The organism is Flavobacterium panacagri (assembly GCF_030378165.1).
GTDB classification, from domain to species: Bacteria; Bacteroidota; Bacteroidia; order Flavobacteriales; family Flavobacteriaceae; genus Flavobacterium; species Flavobacterium panacagri.
Genome location: NZ_CP119766.1, coordinates 2,837,209 through 2,853,851 on the forward strand (window position 1 = coordinate 2,837,209; position 16,643 = coordinate 2,853,851).

General features: G+C 27.5%; 12 protein-coding genes. 9 read left to right on the forward strand and 3 right to left on the reverse strand.

The window, feature by feature from the left end; translation table 11 throughout:
* The first annotated feature begins 220 nt into the window (after window positions 1-220).
* From P2W65_RS12640 to P2W65_RS12650, 3 genes are read left to right on the forward strand one after another with little or no spacing between them, the layout of a single operon-like run.
* Window positions 221-529 (forward strand): MerR family transcriptional regulator, encoded by a 309-nt coding sequence (locus P2W65_RS12640; protein ID WP_289666000.1) that lies wholly within the window; start codon window positions 221-223, stop codon window positions 527-529.
* The gene (locus tag P2W65_RS12645) at window positions 507-809 is read left to right on the forward strand and encodes a helix-turn-helix domain-containing protein (RefSeq protein WP_289666001.1); all 303 of its coding nucleotides are present in this window, start codon (window positions 507-509) and stop codon (window positions 807-809) included. Before P2W65_RS12640 ends, P2W65_RS12645 begins: the two co-directional genes overlap by 23 nt.
* A 4-nt stretch (window positions 810-813) precedes the next feature.
* Window positions 814-3,237, forward strand: coding sequence for a hypothetical protein (locus P2W65_RS12650; protein WP_289666002.1), 2,424 nt, complete (start codon window positions 814-816; stop codon window positions 3,235-3,237).
* Between the two features lie 642 nt (window positions 3,238-3,879).
* Here the strand turns inward: P2W65_RS12650 and P2W65_RS12655 are convergent.
* Together P2W65_RS12655 and P2W65_RS12660 are read right to left on the reverse strand one after the other, a co-directional pair.
* Window positions 3,880-4,806 (reverse strand): hypothetical protein, encoded by a 927-nt coding sequence (locus tag P2W65_RS12655; RefSeq protein WP_289666003.1) that lies wholly within the window; start codon window positions 4,804-4,806, stop codon window positions 3,880-3,882.
* Between the two features lie 7 nt (window positions 4,807-4,813).
* Window positions 4,814-9,184 (reverse strand): hypothetical protein, encoded by a 4,371-nt coding sequence (locus P2W65_RS12660; protein WP_289666004.1) that lies wholly within the window; start codon window positions 9,182-9,184, stop codon window positions 4,814-4,816.
* Between the two features lie 258 nt (window positions 9,185-9,442).
* On the opposite strand from P2W65_RS12660, the gene P2W65_RS12665 reads away from it, so the two are divergent.
* The 5 genes from P2W65_RS12665 (at window position 9,443) to P2W65_RS12685 (ending at window position 15,162) form a co-directional block, all read left to right on the forward strand.
* Window positions 9,443-10,426: a DUF4238 domain-containing protein gene (locus tag P2W65_RS12665; protein ID WP_289666005.1), complete on the forward strand. Its 984-nt coding sequence runs from the start codon at window positions 9,443-9,445 to the stop codon at window positions 10,424-10,426.
* Window positions 10,427-10,565: 139 nt separating this feature from the next.
* Window positions 10,566-11,678: a ComEC/Rec2 family competence protein gene (locus P2W65_RS12670; RefSeq protein ID WP_289666006.1), complete on the forward strand. Its 1,113-nt coding sequence runs from the start codon at window positions 10,566-10,568 to the stop codon at window positions 11,676-11,678.
* The gene (locus P2W65_RS12675) at window positions 11,671-12,777 is read left to right on the forward strand and encodes a trypsin-like serine peptidase (RefSeq protein ID WP_289666008.1); all 1,107 of its coding nucleotides are present in this window, start codon (window positions 11,671-11,673) and stop codon (window positions 12,775-12,777) included. The genes P2W65_RS12670 and P2W65_RS12675 overlap by 8 nt, the downstream gene beginning before the upstream one ends.
* Window positions 12,767-13,270, forward strand: a complete 504-nt coding sequence (locus P2W65_RS12680) for a hypothetical protein (RefSeq protein WP_289666010.1) — start codon at window positions 12,767-12,769, stop codon at window positions 13,268-13,270. The genes P2W65_RS12675 and P2W65_RS12680 overlap by 11 nt, the downstream gene beginning before the upstream one ends.
* The gene (locus P2W65_RS12685) at window positions 13,258-15,162 is read left to right on the forward strand and encodes an AAA family ATPase (RefSeq protein WP_289666011.1); all 1,905 of its coding nucleotides are present in this window, start codon (window positions 13,258-13,260) and stop codon (window positions 15,160-15,162) included. The genes P2W65_RS12680 and P2W65_RS12685 overlap by 13 nt, the downstream gene beginning before the upstream one ends.
* A 91-nt stretch (window positions 15,163-15,253) precedes the next feature.
* On the opposite strand, the gene P2W65_RS12690 is transcribed toward P2W65_RS12685, so the two are convergent.
* Window positions 15,254-15,583, reverse strand: a complete 330-nt coding sequence (locus P2W65_RS12690) for a hypothetical protein (RefSeq protein ID WP_289666012.1) — start codon at window positions 15,581-15,583, stop codon at window positions 15,254-15,256.
* A 167-nt stretch (window positions 15,584-15,750) separates the two neighbouring features.
* Between P2W65_RS12690 and P2W65_RS12695 the strand changes: the two genes are divergently transcribed.
* Window positions 15,751-16,635, forward strand: coding sequence for a hypothetical protein (locus P2W65_RS12695; RefSeq protein WP_289666013.1), 885 nt, complete (start codon window positions 15,751-15,753; stop codon window positions 16,633-16,635).
* Window positions 16,636-16,643: the final 8 nt, after the last annotated feature.

Below are 16,643 nucleotides of genomic sequence, written 5' to 3' on the forward strand. Positions count from 1 at the left end.
TATTTGTATTTTTTGCTATTAACAAGTTTTATATGGTTAAAATATTAAAATTAATTATGTTTATTAAGTTTATTTTAAATGATAAATCGGTATAAGTGTTAAATAATTAATTTTCAAATATAAATCAGTGTTTTTTTAACAAATAACTGTTAAAATAGGTTTTCGCCAAGATAGATACTGCAAGGGATTCAACTAAGTATCCTTGTTAAATCTATTCATAATGAAAAAAAACGTTAAAGTTAACAGTAAAAAACAGCAGGTGCTGTTAGAGATTATTCTTAATGAATTACTCGTGGTAAAAGAAAAATTACACGTTCAACAAATCAAATCAAATGTGATTACTCAGAAACCTCAACAGGTCAACATCTTTGGACTTGCTGAATATTTAAATGAGTCGCCACAAGCAATTTTTTTAAAAGTCAAACGAAAAGAATTGCCCTACACAAAATTTAAAAATCAAACAATATTTAATGTTGATGAAATTGATCTGTTTTTGGAAATTACAAATGACAATAATACTAACTGCTAAAGATAAAAACATGGTACAAACTCAAATTATACTAAATGGAATAACAATTGAGCAGTTAGCAGAAGCTTTAGCGCCGTTGTTGCAAACTAAGATGATTAATTCACAACAGACATTCCCTGAAAATATTACTAGAAAACAGGCTTGCGCAATTCTTAATATAGGATTAGCCACTTTGTGGAAACATACTAAGGAAGGTAAATTAACCTCTTACGGAATTGGTAATAGAATTATGTATAAGCGTGACGAGGTTCTACAAGCGCTTAAACCTCTAAATGTTTAAATATATGGGATTTAATCAAGACAACTGTGAAAGCGTTAATAACGCTACTGTAGACATAATTGAAATATGGGAAAAAGACTTTAAAGAAAAAGTAAAACGTAAATTCAAAATTACAAAAGCAAAATTTACGATAGATGACGCATTATTAAAGGGTGCAGAGATTATTAGCAGGCGAGATGAATCTTTTTTGAAAGCACGTCACTATTTAACTGAAAATAACCCAGAAAATAATGCTTTAATTAAATATATGACGGCTTTTATTGAATATGATACTAAGCTAAACGAAAAGTATTATCCGTACGATATTGATGAACTTAATTTACTATATGAAAAAAACACAAAATTTGATGAAAAAGGTGCTAGAAAAAAAGTTTACAATCGGTTTAATATACTATCATATAAAAACTATGTGATTTTTATGGTGTTGAAACTAGACGGGCAATATGATGCCGATTTAGATGATGAAATCTTTCGTGTTACAACAAGTGATAACAGAGAATATAATCCGCTTACAAAAATACCAAAGCAATTACGTGCATTTTTACCTTTTCGAATTAAAGAATATGATATTAAAAGTGCATTTCCAACATTCATTGATATTGAGCTTGAATGCAATCATAGACACAATATTTATGAAGTGATTGGTAAAAAAGAATTTGCGATGGCATTTAATGCAAACAGTGCAGTTGGTGATGAAAAATGGTATCGAAAAAATGTAAATATACTTAAGAAAGTATATGGAAGTAATGCTACGTCTGTCTTAACAATGGAAAGATATCAAAATAAAGGAAAAGCATTTAGAGATTTTGCAAAGCTCGAAAGGCAATGTATTCATGAATTCATAGAGTTAAATAATATAGAAAGTTGTGTAAGATTACACGACGGTATTTTTGTAGTAGAAGGTACTAAGTGTAATATACTGAACATTGGAAAAGTTCAATTCGTAGAAAAAAAATGTCTTCCTCCCATAAAAAGAGAAGGCGTGCCTAATTTGTTTTATCATTTCAATGATAAAGGTCAAACCATTATTACACCAACATCTATTGCTGATTATTTTATACAAGAAAATTTTCAAAGAATATCAACTAAAGCAGATAGAATAATTATTTTCAAAAATACTAATAACGTAGTAGAGCCATTTAATGTAAACACTGATCTATTATCAACTTTAAAACTTGGAATTATTGAATGTGGACAACAACGAGATAAAGTTATGAGTGAGATTTCGATTAAATACGATCTTATGATTAAACCAGCGTTACGTCTTATTGATCCAAAAGAATTAAAACTTTACAGAGATTCGCGAAGTAAGTTTGGATTACCATTCAAAAATGGTTTCTATTTAATGGATAAATCAGCACAAATTGAGGTGAAAGATTATAGTGAAATTGACGGTTTTTTTCCAAAGCACAAAATACAGGAACATGAATTTAAGTATACTGATGAGGTTGGTATGTTTGAAAGGGTTGTGCAGAATGTAAGTGATAATGATACCTTAGCTTTTCATTCTATGTTAGGATATTTGGCTCAATCATATAAAGATTCGAGTTGCTGTCCAGCAATTATTTTAAGTGATAAAAATGCTGATAATGTTAACAGAAATGGAGGAAGAGGAAAAACTTTATTTTTGAAGGCATTACAACATGTTTTGCCTGTAATGATAAAAGGTGGTTTAGAGTTTGATCCAAAATATACACATGTTTTTGCTGATCTTGAATCAGAAATACAATTATATGTTGTGGACGATACAATAGCTGGTTTTAAATTTGAGCAAATTTATACTCAAATTACTGGAAGTTTAGTATGTCAAAGAAAGGGAGTTAAAGCAGAAACGATACCGTTTGATTTATCTCCAAAATTTGTTTTTACGACAAATTATTTAGTCGGTCACAACAAAGAAAATAACTCAACAAATAGACGTTTTATTGAGTATCAATTTAATAATCACTATAATCAAACTAACACGCCAAAGAAGGAATTTGAATGTACTCTATTTGAAGATTGGGATAAAAATGAATGGAATCGATTTTATTCTTTTATTTATCGTTGTGTTGCTGTTTACTATAAACATTCAATTATTTCTCCAGTTTACAATAAAGAGGATGACAATTATAATATACTTTTTAATGATGCTGTAAAACAGGAGGTGTTTGATGTTGTTATGAAAGAGGTTATGCGTAAGAATAATGAATTTACTGTAAGTGTTTTCTTGACTGAATATGGAAAACTAGATCATATACACACTAGTCCTAAATATTTTACAAATAAGAACACGAAGTTATATATTGATTCATGGTTTAATAAACAATTAAGTATTAACGATAGTATGAAATGTTGGACATACAGGAAAGATAAAAGAAAGTGGTTTCTCAAAGATAATATGTCATTGAATTCATTATTAGAAAAATTTGTTCAACACTCTGAATGATTGTAAAAATGTTATGTAATATTACTATTAACTTACATTGCCCTTTACATGTGTGAACCTTTGTATTAATTGATTTCTTACATTAATTACACTTAAAATATAATATTGACTTTAAAAATAAAAATGGTGATTATAGAAAACTTATATTTTGCATATTTAATTATGTTAATATAAGTTTTCGTTTTTATGTCATTACTGTAATTTTGTTTTTAATGTGTTTATTATTAGTTGTTTAGTATTTGTTTTTTGTGTAATGAGCTGTGTTTTTATTCCCTATCTTCATATAGTTACTCTTAATAAAAAAGGTAAAAGGAGAGGAAAAAAAATATAATATCAGTAAAAATAGCTTTCATCTGTAGATTATTATTCACTTTTATTTTTTCGATTTAAAGAATCATTTATTATAAGATAAATCTGGCTAATCGGAAGTGCTTGTAATAGTTCTTTTAACCTTTTTACAACTGTATAAGATTTCTTGTTTGGCATTATCCAAAAAATTATTATCAGTAATAAAATAAAAGACAATATAATTAATAGGTTAATTGTAAAGGGAGGAAGCTGACTCATTGCATTTTCATTTATTGTTGAGTCAAATTTATAGAGATATAAAAAAGATATCCGTTCCTACGCGTTCCGGAACGCCTAACCTAACAATTTTGAATGTGGAATTTTAAATCCTTCTTTGTCAAATGTTTTTTGACTTTCAATAAATTTTTCGTCATCTGGATTTAAATATTTTCTTAATGTATCTTCAGTTCCTTCGACTTCAAAATTTTGTCTGATTAATTTAGAAAATGCGGTATAATTTATTTCTCCATTTCTGCCTTTTGGCGCATCCAAGTATCCGTTTTGAGCAAGTGTGCCCAGGACAAAACCGATATGAGTTCTTTTGCCAGTCCATTTAATTTTTGGATTTATTTCTTTAGATTCTTTTATGTCCACTATCATATTTTGAATTTTGATTAGTTCGAGAATGAATTTATATCCGATCAAAAACAATGATAAAGGTAAATTACTTAGAGTTTTGAATCTTTTCAAATGAAATTCATTAAAGTAAAAACTTTCAATATATGTTGTTTTTATGTTTTCATTCTTAAAATCAAAATTGCTAAAAAGAGTCGATATCTTATTACCTATTAAAAGATCATCAAAATGTATTTTAGAGATATGTTTATAATATAAATCTTCAACCTCAGCATTATCTAATAAAAATGAAAAATATCTAGATTTTTTTTCATCAACATAAAAGTCAGACTTTAAAGTTTTTAATTGAATCTTGATGGCTTCAATATTAAATTTTATGAATGAATCAAAATTGTCAGGGTCTGATGTTGAGAGATTTAAGTAAATTTCACTTAGTGAATCTTGATAAAGTTTTTTTATTTCTTTAATTATCTCTTCTTGTCTTATTTGAATTGTTTCTAAACTTTTTTCATAATAATCCTGATTTTCATATTCCACAAGTACGTAATTTTCTACATAATCTATATCTTCGGAACCAGCCAAGATGATAAAATCGAAATAATAATTTTTCCCCAATGCTTTAATAAATGATTTAACTATTTTCATAAAATTGTTATTTTGCTACTCGAATGTTTGGATTTCCATAAATATGCATTGCTAATTTACCTTCGGGTACTATAAAAGCTGTTGAAATATTTTCCTTGTAGTCTCCCAGATCTAAATTAGCAATATGTACAGCTTCTGAAATCTTATACCCCTCATTAAAAGAATTCAGAAAGCTTTCCAACCAATAAGATGGAATAGTTATATCTAAACGCCAAAAAGGAGCAATTACGGCTTTATATCCAAGAGCAAGAATGTCATGACATAGTGAAGAAACACCCTGTGCAAAAAAATCTTCATTGACAACACCAGAATTGCAAATAAATAATATTGCTATTTCTCCATGTCCAAATAAATATTTTGTATCAATAATGGCACTTTTTGAATCATGATTTGTATAAATACCTTTAAAGTCCATGAATCCTAATTCGCCATGAGCTAAAAAAATATTTACATCTGTGTCAATTTTTTTCTTTAAGTGACGAGATGTTAGAATGTTTGTTTTCTGTTTTTCCAGTACAGGTTTTATATTTTTAAAACTTATGTTTATTGGGATATCTTCATCTTCAATTGGTATCCACGCGGTAGAGGTGAACTTTTCTTTTATTAAATATTCATTACTGTTTTTAATAAACCATTCTAATGAAATGATATTTGTAAAAGGAACCTTTGAGTTTAAAAAGTCACCTTTATTTATTATTAAATTTGATGAAAACTCTGAAAGATCAATTGAAGAACAAAAGAAAACTTCTTCATAATTTTCAGTAATCTCAAGGTCAGTGAATGCAAATGTTTTCAATGCATTTCGATAAGCATCATCTTGCGCTCCAAGATCAAAGTAATTGTTAGAACTGAAATAGAAGTCTTTCTTTGATTTTGACCACAGTTTCATTTGTTTGATATCCCATTTTTTTAATTCTTTCAATGAAATATTTTTTTCACTATTTATTGTTAAAACATAGATATTCGAGTTAAGATTAAATAGCCAAACCAAGAGATGATCTTTGGTTAGAATAACTTCTCCATTGATGTAAGTTAAATAATTATTTAATTTACTTATTATTTCTTTATCAGGTTCAGGTGTTGATTTTACAAGAGTATTAAAACCGTGATACTTGTTATTGAAAGTAAGATTGTTGTCGTTAATTACTATTCCACAAAGTAATACACCTTCAATGTCTTCTTCTTTTAATGCTTGTGATAGTAAATTTTTTGTTTGAAGTTCTAAGTGCTTAACTTCAAATTTAAAGTCATTTGAAGAATTTGTTTCAAAAACACTTATCAGTGAGTTTATTAGGTTTTTTTTATTGTTTTCTTCATCTCCAAAATGTTGCGCTAGAAGAGTTGAAACTATATTTGGGTCTATATTGTCTTCTAATTTTGATATAATATTTTCAAGTTGTTCATGAGATTTTATATGAAAATGCTCTTTGTAGCGCTTTAGATTATATAAATAATTTAACCAAGGTATAATACCGTTGTCTTTAAAAGATATTATCTCGTTTATCTTTTCATCAAGATATTGTAAAGACTCATCAACTATTTCAGGTTTCTTGCTTGCAATTTTAAAAATACCTAAATAGTAACTTAATTTAAATTTTTGTTGATCATATGCTTTTAGTTTGAGTTTATCAATTGTTTTGTTAAGGTTTTCCATCATTGGAAAAAAATTGAATGTTCTGTAGAATTTTAATGCATTGTGCAATAAATCATTTTGAACAGAATATGTAAAGGTTTTATATCTTGATAACGAAGTGTAATATAAAGCTCCATAAATAGATGCCTCATATGGACTATTTTGATAGATAAAACAATTGAATAGTAATCCCCAACCATAATAGTGTTTTTCTTCTTGTATTGAGATTACCAAAATTTCTTCGGAAAAATTTCTAGCTCGTTGATATTTGTTGTTAAAATTAAGTGTATCAATGAAGTTGTGACATAATGTAAAAAACTCATAGTCTAGTGAGTATTTATTTTTAAAAGCCTTTATAATTGTTATTTGTAAAAGAAAATCTTCGATCTTTTGATCAGTAATTTTTTCAGGCTTTAACGTGTAAAGAATATTTAAAGCAACGGAAATTATTTTTTCTTCTTCTTCTTTTGTAAGAAGGTTTTCGGGTATAGTAAAATCATATAACCTAAATAAATTGGAAGGTTTTGATTGGAAGATTTTGGTCAACAATACAAAGAATTCGTCGGGTTCACAGCTAACCAAATGAAATGGTTTATCTTCAGTGATATTCAGATATGAAATATTTGAAAATGATTTGTTTAGAGAATTTACCATATGTGCAAAACCTTCAATCTTACATTTTCGAATAATTTCTAATAAATCTGATTTGTAGACTGATATGTCGTATTCTGCATATGCTATTTGATTTAGAATGTTCGAAATGGAGTATTCTATAGATTCGTCGTATAATTCTTTAGTTCGCTTATCTAAATCGTAGTAGTATTTATTATTTAGGGCATTTTCAAGAATTACCAAACGATTAGCTATATGGTCTCCCTCGTCAATTTTGTCGATTGCCTCAGTTATTATTTTTGGAATAAAACCTTCTGGTGTAAGGTTAATTTCTTTCCAAATCATTCGCTCCCGAATAACACTAATTGGCGGAGCGAAGGATAGAAAATTTATAAAGTTGTTATTAAATTCATTTTCGTCTTTATAATAAGTTATCTCTGCATATTCTTTTTGTATAGGTTGGTTATTCTCGTAAGAAAACAACCCTCTTTTAAGACTTCCTGATTCTATGTAATTTGTTAATAATGAATAGTCAATAATTGATATTCCATTAATGTTGAGATTTGAAAATTTATTGTAGTTAGAAATTATTACAGGAACTATTTTTTTTTCCGAATAATAATCTGATAGGACTTCCATTTTTTCGACTAATGAAAATGTAGATTCAGAAATTTCCAAAATTGCATTATGTATTTCTTTTGACTCTATTGGAAAATCAAAACATTTTGTTTCTATTAGAATATAGTAATCTTGAAGTTCAAAAAATAGATTATTGTCAAGATTAATTAGGTTGTGTAAATGATTAATTTCGGTTTTTTTAAAATTGAATTTTATTTTCAGTGCTGTTAGCTCTTCCTCAATGTAATTTTTTAAAATTTGCGCTCTCTTTTTATTATCGTGATTTGCTTCGAGTAATATTTGCTCATATAAGAGTGTATAATTGGGTGCGGACAATGTTGAAATACAGAAATATATATCATTGTTAACATCAAATAAAGGTCTTCTCCAAAGATATGGTCGATCAGAACTAGAAGTTAAAGCTTTCAGAATCTTTCTTATCAATATTTCATCAAAATTTGTACATGTTTTTAAGTAAGTGATTAGATGATCTTTTCTAATTTTTGCTGGAGATTGATTAACGGATGTTTCTTTTGAACTTAAAGTTTTATTTTTAAATAAAATATAGGTTAATTCAACAATTGGAATTAAAGCGCTATTTAATTGCTCAAGAGTTAATCCGTCATAATATTCTAATTTTTGATTTTGGTAATGATAATATTTACTTAATAAATGTGTAGAGATTGACAAGTTTACATCTGTTTCATCAATTGATCCCGTCACTAAATTTATATAGTCTGAACTAATTTCGCAGTTTGTGATGCCAATCTTTTTTTTATTCAACTTTTTGTAAATATATGATAGTGGTAATCTTAATTCATAAAAGTTACTATGTGTTCTGATTTCAGATGCATGGTTTAGTAGTTTTATCCATTTTATTCCTGATATAATTTTTAATACTTCTGAGTTTTCACTTTCCTCTAAATTGCCATTTTCATAGATTAAAATTGCGTATGCGGATTCTATGTTTAAAAAAATATTTGCATAATTCCATATCAAATAGAAAAATTTTCCCAATTCTAAGTCAGTAAAACTAATACGCGGATAGTAATCTGTGTTAGTAGGATTCCATTTGTTGAATAGTGATATTAAATACCCCAAAATATCACCGCCTACTTCAATCATATGTTGCATTGAAACTTCTGAACCATCTTCTGAAATAAATTTTGAAAATTCAATATCACCTTGGTGAAAAGCTATTTTTCCTCCCATCAATTGTTGGGTAATTAAAGGTATGATCTCGAGATGATTTTTGTTAATGCTTTTAAAAAGAAAATCTAGTAATTCATTCTTTGTAAAATTCATTTCTAAAAAACTATCAAAAATGTAATTTTGAATTTCATTTGAAATCTTATTGCAATCTATAATAAAATTTATAATGCTTGTTTCATTTTTTGAAAATTCCTCTCCGTTTTCAGATATTATTTTTTCTGGGTTAAAATCTTCTGAAAAAGGATTTGCAAAATCATATTTTAGGATATTTAGAAGCTTCTCTGATATAGCGGACTCTGACATAATTTTTAAAGTTTTATCAAAATAGAAAATACCAATTTACATTTTATATTGTTTGTCATACTATTTTTATAAAAAAAGATTGGTGAAAGATGTTAGGAATTTGATAGATTTAGTAAATGAAATAATAAGTAAGATTTAAAAGTAAAACCAATTTATTATTTTGGTATTTTATAATTAGCAGATTGTAATCAAAAAGATTGTAAGAATAAAAAACGAAAAAACCGAGTATTGTGTAATTGTTATAATCCATCAATTAGTATGTCAGAATTAGTTAAACGACAACATTTTGTTCCTAGAACTTATCTTAAACACTTTGGAATTTTAAGAGGTAAAGAGTTTTTAATAAATGTACTGCCAAGTTCTGAAAATGATATGACTAAAGTATTTCAGACAAATATCAAGCGGATTGCTTTTGAAAATAATCTTTACACTATGCCAGGCGAAACAATTGAACAAAAAATGGCAATTGAAAAATTTTATGCAGATGAATTAGAACAACATTATGATAGGATTTATCAGATATTAGTTGACCCAACTAGAAATACAATAACTTCTGAGGAACGAGATTTAATTATCTCAACAGTTGTAACAATGTATTATAGAACTACAAAATGGGTTAACCTTAGTAAAAACCTGATGAGCAGAATTTTTTTTCAAATGTTTGAAATTTGTAAAGAAACTGGTAAAGATTACTTTATGTATGAAAATGAAAAAATTTCTATTGCAGGCAAGAGTCTTGAAGAGTTTTCAAAAGAATTTAATGATACCCGTCAACCTTTAATGATTTTAGAGCAATTAGAAACAGCTTATAAACTAATTGCTTTACGAACTAAATTTGATGCAATTGTTGTCGCTAAATTGAATAGTGAAAATTGTGAATATGTTACTAGTGATAATCCTGTCATTGCAAGCAATCCATCTGGCGAAAGATTAATCCCTTTTAATCACGAAAATTTATTATACTTACCTTTAGACTCTAAACATATGCTTATGCTAATCCCTGAAGTTGTAGAAGGTAATGAAAATAAAATTTTTAGAAAGTTATACAACGATTATAGAAGTAAATTCTCTAGGATAACTTCTAATTTTCAACAGATGGCAAATTCGGAAAATTTTATTTTCGGATCAGAAGCAAGTCTTCATTTGTATTTAAAAACGAAATCTCTAACGGAAGATCCCTTAACAGATAAACAAATTAGTGATCCCAATATTATTGAAAAAATTTTATCTCAAATAGATTAAAAAAGTTACCAAAAAAAGAATCATTTGTTTATCTAATACGGTTTTCCGTAATAAAAAGATATTAAATTCTTTTACATTTGAAAATATTTTTTTTACGCTTTTTTTTTATTAAAATTTAATTTTATTACTTCTGAATCCAATGATATTAAGTGAAACAATAGATCCTTTAACCAATATTATTAAAACTAAGATTCTAATTTTACCAGCACACCATGGTGACTGTTTTATTGTTAAAACATTTGATAAACAACAAAATGAATTTAACATTCTGATAGATGGGGGTACAGCAAAAACTTTTGAAGATGTTTTGAAGAAAGAACTTAAAAAGATTTCTTTTATAGACATTGTTGTTCTCACTCATATTGATTCAGATCATATTGCTGGATTAATAAAATTTGTTAAACATGCATTTTTTAAACCAAGTCAAATAGGTAAATATTGGTTTAATTCCAGAAATATAAAATTTATAAGCAAAGGTGATAATATCAGCAGTGGACAAGTTACAACGTTTGAGGAATTATTGATTGATAAAGGCGATATTAAAGACAAGTTGGAGGAAGAAATTATTATAGGAAGTAAACCAATGTTGCCGGAAGGAATCAGTATTGAGATCATTTCCCCTTCTAGAGAAATACTTGACAAATTGTATTTAAAATGGCCAGATTTAAGTAGTGAATATTTAAAAAAAATGGAAGATATAAGTATTTCTTCAACGGTTAAACCTTCTCAAATTGATCGTGGAACTCTACAAGATTTAGCATTACTAGATGATAGTCCTGATAAAGATATAATGGCTGATATTATTAATAGCTCGTCAATAGCTTTTATTTTGAAAACTTTTGACATGAGTATCTTGTTTCTTGGAGATGCACATCCTCATTTAATAGAACAGATTTTATCAGCTAAATATTCAATAGAAAATAAATTAGTGGTAGATTATGTTAAGATATCACATCATGGTAGCAAAAACAATACGACAAATGCTCTTTTGGATATGATAGACTGTGATAAATTTATAATCTCAACAAATGGAGGTAACTCAACTCATACCCATCCTGATAGAGAAACAATCGCCCGTATAATACATCATCCTGAAAGAGTAAAATCGAAGTATAATAAGCACCGTAAGATTTACTTGAATTATAAAATAGATGCTATTGAAAAAAAGGCAGGAAAATTCATATGCGATTCAGATAAGGAGGTTGGAAATTGGGAATTGGTTGAAAATACAAACATTTTAGAAAATGAATGAAGCAATTTTAAGTAATCTCTGTGTAAGAATAACAATTATAATCAATAATAAAGAAGTTAATCACGGTACGGGTACTTTAGTGAAAGGCAAAGAAGGCTTTTTTGTAATTACGGCGCACCATTGTATTTATGGTGATAAAAATGAATACGAAAATGTTAATATCGGAGAAATAATTATAGAAAAACAAACAGCTTTTAATGCCCCTTTTTATCGAATTGAAATTGATAGAATAACAGCATCAAATCCCAATGATGATTGGGTTATCATTAAAGTGAAATTACAAAATGAGGATGAATTGTATGCAAATGTAATGGTTTCGAATAGTTTTAACATTAATAATCCTGTGCATTTTTTGGGATTTCAATTTGTGAATAGGGAAGAATATAGGTCATTTAAAAGTAGAGTTCTCAACGAAATATCTGGTAAAGAATTTCGTATTACTTTAGCAGATCAGGATAATTTTAAAGGAGGTGCAGATGATGCAAAAGGGTTATCTGGGAGTGGAGCATTCATTTTAAATGATGGACGAATTTATCTTGTAGGACTTCTAAAAAAGGTAAAGGGGGATGAAGCATTTAATAATGATATTAAATGCTGTGCAATAACTGATATTGCACATGAGATTGGTCTTGATCTTATGGATATAAAAATAGATAATTCGATAGATAATTGGGGAAGTGATCAATTTGGCGAAATTATAGTTACAGATGTAAGAGATTTGATTGAAAAAATTAAAGCTGTTAATAGTAGTTTTTCTCAAACTAGGATAGATAGGCTTTGTCGTCAACTTGCATTAGGGAAATCAGAATTGGCAAATATTTTTGAACGCGATATGAGCGCAATAAAATATAGAATTTTCGAGGAATGTCAAGAGGTGTTGGAGAATTTTGTTGAAGAAAATTCAGGTGCTGTTTTATCAAATAATCAAATTGAGGATCTGATAGGTAGTTTTACGAATAAAGGAATTGAGATTATCAGAGTTAAATCGAAAAGGTATAGATATCCTAACCTAGATGATAATTTGATACGTCAGATTGTGTTGGATCTTATTAATGAATGTTACCTTTCTTTTGACAAACAAGGAATATATGAAAACTAGAAACTCAGCAAAGAAACGATTAATGTTTATTCAGAAAGAAGATTACAATTTTCTGGCATATAGCACAATAATATTATTGTATAAATTGAATTGTACATCTGAGTCTAATAGATTTAGAGATTTTAGAAAGATAGCCTATCTCGTTGATTTTATAAATGAAGGCGGAATACCTGATGACTTCTCACAAAAAGACCTAACAAATATTTATGTTAAGGCACAAATAAAGAAAAAACTAATGCATCATCTAGTTATAATTTTAAAAAATAAAAACTATATCAAGGTTTCCTTAAATGAATCTTCAAAAACCATTGATCTTTGGCTTAATAAAGAGGAAGTACCGACAGATTTTTTTGACGAGGTAATCTTTCAAAAAGAAATGCAGAATGTAAATGATTTGAAGAGTGTCATGACAGCAGGTATAAGAAGCATTACAATTAAGAAATTAGTAGAGAAGATTTTCAACAAAAATAATGTATTAACGTGGGAAGTTTAATTATTAAAAAGGTCAAATATTCAGGTGAAAAATACTCTTATGAATCTCCTGAATTACAAGAAGGAATTAATGTAATCCTTGGAGACAATGATTCTGGAAAAAGTACTTTTAGTTATTTTATTGAATATGCACTTGGCGGAAAAGTAAAACCTTTTGAAGATGATACTGATGGATCACGTTATTCATTAATTATAGAGGATGTAAATAATTTTGTGCAAATTGATGTTCTAATTGATCAAACTCCTTATTCCATTAAGAGATTCATTAATCACCAAGACATTTTTATAGATAATGGAGACATAATAGAGAAATTTCCCATTAATAGAAAACCAGGGATAGCTATTTTTTCTGATTGGCTATTAGGAAAACTTCATATTCCAGTATTTGAAATGTATCTTGGTGCCTCTCATTGGTATTTTAATTTTAATGATCTTTTTAGGCTACTTAACTACGATCAAAATACAGAACCAAGAAAGATTTATAAATCTCCAGTTGCTGAAAATTACATAGCAGATTCAATTATTATTAGAAAATCAATTTTCGAAATTCTTTTAGGAATTTCATCTGCGGAATACTTTAAAAAACTTGATATCGCAAAAGCGGCATTAAAAAAAAGGGATACTGCGAAAGCTTTATACGAAAATTATAAGGCAAATCATGAAATATATGAATCAAGTGATAAGCTCAATGAAATTAAAAATGAAATTTCCATTAATTTAAAAAATTTAGAACTTGAACGTGATTCATATTTAAGGAAAGAAACAAATGTTAATGACAAAATAGGAGAATTATCCGATATACAAGCAAAATTATTATCTCTCGAATTAAGAAACTCAGAAGATAGAGTATTTCTTAGCACGCTCCAAAATGAACAAACAAAAGTAAATCAGTTACATTATAATTTAGAACAAGAGATTTATCAGATTCAAAAAATTATTTTCACACATGACAAATTAGATTTGTTTTCAATGGAAGTATGTCCATTTTGTATGAATAAAAAAGATGTCGAAGAAGGTATTTGCATATGTGGATCAAAATTCAATGATGATGATTATGAAAAATTTGTTTACCACTCCAGTGAATATAAAGAGATTTTGTCTCATAAAGAGAAAAGTATTAATGCTATTACTCTGGCAAAAGAAGCTTATCAAAAAGATATAGATGAAAAAAATCAAAATATTCTCAATAATTTATTGCTTATAAAAGATTATACTAATAAGTTAAAAATAATAATTGAAACAGCGGAATTTGCTGGAAATACGACAATTGTAGATGGGTATAATGATAAAATTCTCAAGTTGAGAGAAACCTTATTACAAATAGACTTCAGCTTAAAAACAAGCTCTCAGTTGGCAGAACTCAAAAAAGATTTTGACGAAAAAAACAAAAAATTTGCAATCGTTCAAGAAGAATTGAAGAAGGCAAAAGCAGAATATGACAAGAATAATTTGAGTACAATTGAAGAATTCAATACTGTTTATAATGATTTATTATCTAAGTCTTCATATGAAAGCACTAGTGCTCATATTGATGAAGATTATATGCCATTTATAGATAACCGCGAATACAAAGCTAAAAGTGGTGATGTTCCTAAACGATTAATGTACTACTTTACAATTTTAAGCCTTGCGCTTAAGTTATCTTCTGTAAAACATCCTAGATTCTTATTAATTGATACTCCAGAAGATTCTGGAATAGATACAGATCATCTAAATCAAAATTTAGAGCTATTAGAATATGCTATTCACTTAGGTAAACAGAAAGATGGTAGGATAAACAGTTTCCAAGTAATTTTAACTACAGGATATGGTAAATTTCCAGATTCATTTGAAAAATATGTTGTAGAAAAATTTTCAACAAAAGAAAATAATTATATTTTAAAGCCTAATTGAATAATCGGTTATAAAATATAATTTCACTATAAATCTCATGTTTTTTTTTAGAATGTAACAAGTAATGTTATACCCTTCTATAGTGATAATATTAATGAGATCTATTTTTTAGGAGTAGATTATATTCTTCTAAGAGTTTTAAATATTTATTTTTCCAATATTCAGCTTGCGACTCATCAATTTGATAATCTGTTGTTGCTTCAGCTATGGCTTTATTAAATGGAGAAAATTCTTTTATTTCTTCTTTGAAATCATAATGAATAATCTTTCCTATTTCTAGTACTAAATCTAAAGAAACATTACTGTTTTCAAATAAAAGATACATCCATCGTCTACTTTTAGATAATCTTTTGGCTACTTCACTAATTGGAATTCCGCTATTATAAACTGCTTTCTTAATTATTTCTCCTCTATGTTGCATAATTCAAAGATGGATACTTTGTTGTGAAATTATTTTCACTAATATTGCACACATATGTGTATTAATTATTGTTTTTACTATATTTGTTTTAAAATATTATTCATTTGTGTGAAATAAATGTGCAAAAAAAATGGATTAATATTTAAACTTTTTAAAACAATATCAATATGAAAAACACATTACTATTATTTTCAATGACTTTTGCTTTTTTACAGCAAATCCAATCACAAACTTCACAGGAATTATTAGAAAAAAAACAAAACGAATGGAACTATAGTTATTGTGTAAACTGTGCAGAAAACCCATTTACATTTGATCAAACAATAATTAAATATTTTATTGCTAATGTCTATGATAAAGATAATAGAAATTCATTTGGAGCTAGTCGAGATGAAAATGATTCGGACGAAGAGTATAAAACTAAAGTTGCTGTTGCAAAAACAGCAATCATTTCTATGGAAGTTTTTACAGACTCTACTGCATCCAAAAAAATAGGGGTAGTGAAATTGAATCAAATTTTACCAACAGAGATTTTTGTAATGGTAGCTTCTAAAGAATATTATGGACAAAAAATGTTGAAATCCTTGAAAGATAAAAAAATATATGTGATAAATGATTATGCATTTGATTTTAGGGATTATCATTATACTAGCGGTGGATCGGTTGTTAAAAAATATACTGACCCCCAAGCTCTACAAAAAGAAAAATTAGCGGTTGCAAATTATCGTATAATGTTAAACAATGCAGTATCTACTGTTAATCAAATAGAATCCATACAGAAAAAACATACATATCAAAGAGTTAATCAATACGGGCACGTAATAGCGACTCACTATGACACTACTAAATTTACACAATTGGAGGTGGTATCGTATAAAAAATTACTGAAAAAATTAAAAGAACAACGTGAAAATGTAATTACAAAGAATAAGGAAAAAGTTGGAAATAAGTCATTGCAATATGATTTACTAGATATATCAGATTTTGGAAAGCAAACCAGAATAGAAGATGCTTATCAAACTTACATTAATGATTTTGGATATATCGAATAACTTTAGAT

Excerpts from the sequence above, each read along its gene's own strand:
- P2W65_RS12640 (WP_289666000.1), top strand. The coding sequence starts at position 221 with ATGAAAAAAAACGTTAAAGTTAACAGTAAAAAACAGCAGGTGCTGTTA.
- P2W65_RS12645 (WP_289666001.1), top strand. The coding sequence starts at position 507 with ATGACAATAATACTAACTGCTAAAGATAAAAACATGGTACAAACTCAA.
- P2W65_RS12650 (WP_289666002.1), top strand. The coding sequence starts at position 814 with ATGGGATTTAATCAAGACAACTGTGAAAGCGTTAATAACGCTACTGTA.
- P2W65_RS12655 (WP_289666003.1), bottom strand. The coding sequence starts at position 4,806 with ATGAAAATAGTTAAATCATTTATTAAAGCATTGGGGAAAAATTATTAT.
- P2W65_RS12660 (WP_289666004.1), bottom strand. The coding sequence starts at position 9,184 with ATGTCAGAGTCCGCTATATCAGAGAAGCTTCTAAATATCCTAAAATAT.
- P2W65_RS12665 (WP_289666005.1), top strand. The coding sequence starts at position 9,443 with ATGTCAGAATTAGTTAAACGACAACATTTTGTTCCTAGAACTTATCTT.
- P2W65_RS12670 (WP_289666006.1), top strand. The coding sequence starts at position 10,566 with ATGATATTAAGTGAAACAATAGATCCTTTAACCAATATTATTAAAACT.
- P2W65_RS12675 (WP_289666008.1), top strand. The coding sequence starts at position 11,671 with ATGAATGAAGCAATTTTAAGTAATCTCTGTGTAAGAATAACAATTATA.
- P2W65_RS12680 (WP_289666010.1), top strand. The coding sequence starts at position 12,767 with ATGAAAACTAGAAACTCAGCAAAGAAACGATTAATGTTTATTCAGAAA.
- P2W65_RS12690 (WP_289666012.1), bottom strand. The coding sequence starts at position 15,583 with ATGCAACATAGAGGAGAAATAATTAAGAAAGCAGTTTATAATAGCGGA.
- P2W65_RS12695 (WP_289666013.1), top strand. The coding sequence starts at position 15,751 with ATGAAAAACACATTACTATTATTTTCAATGACTTTTGCTTTTTTACAG.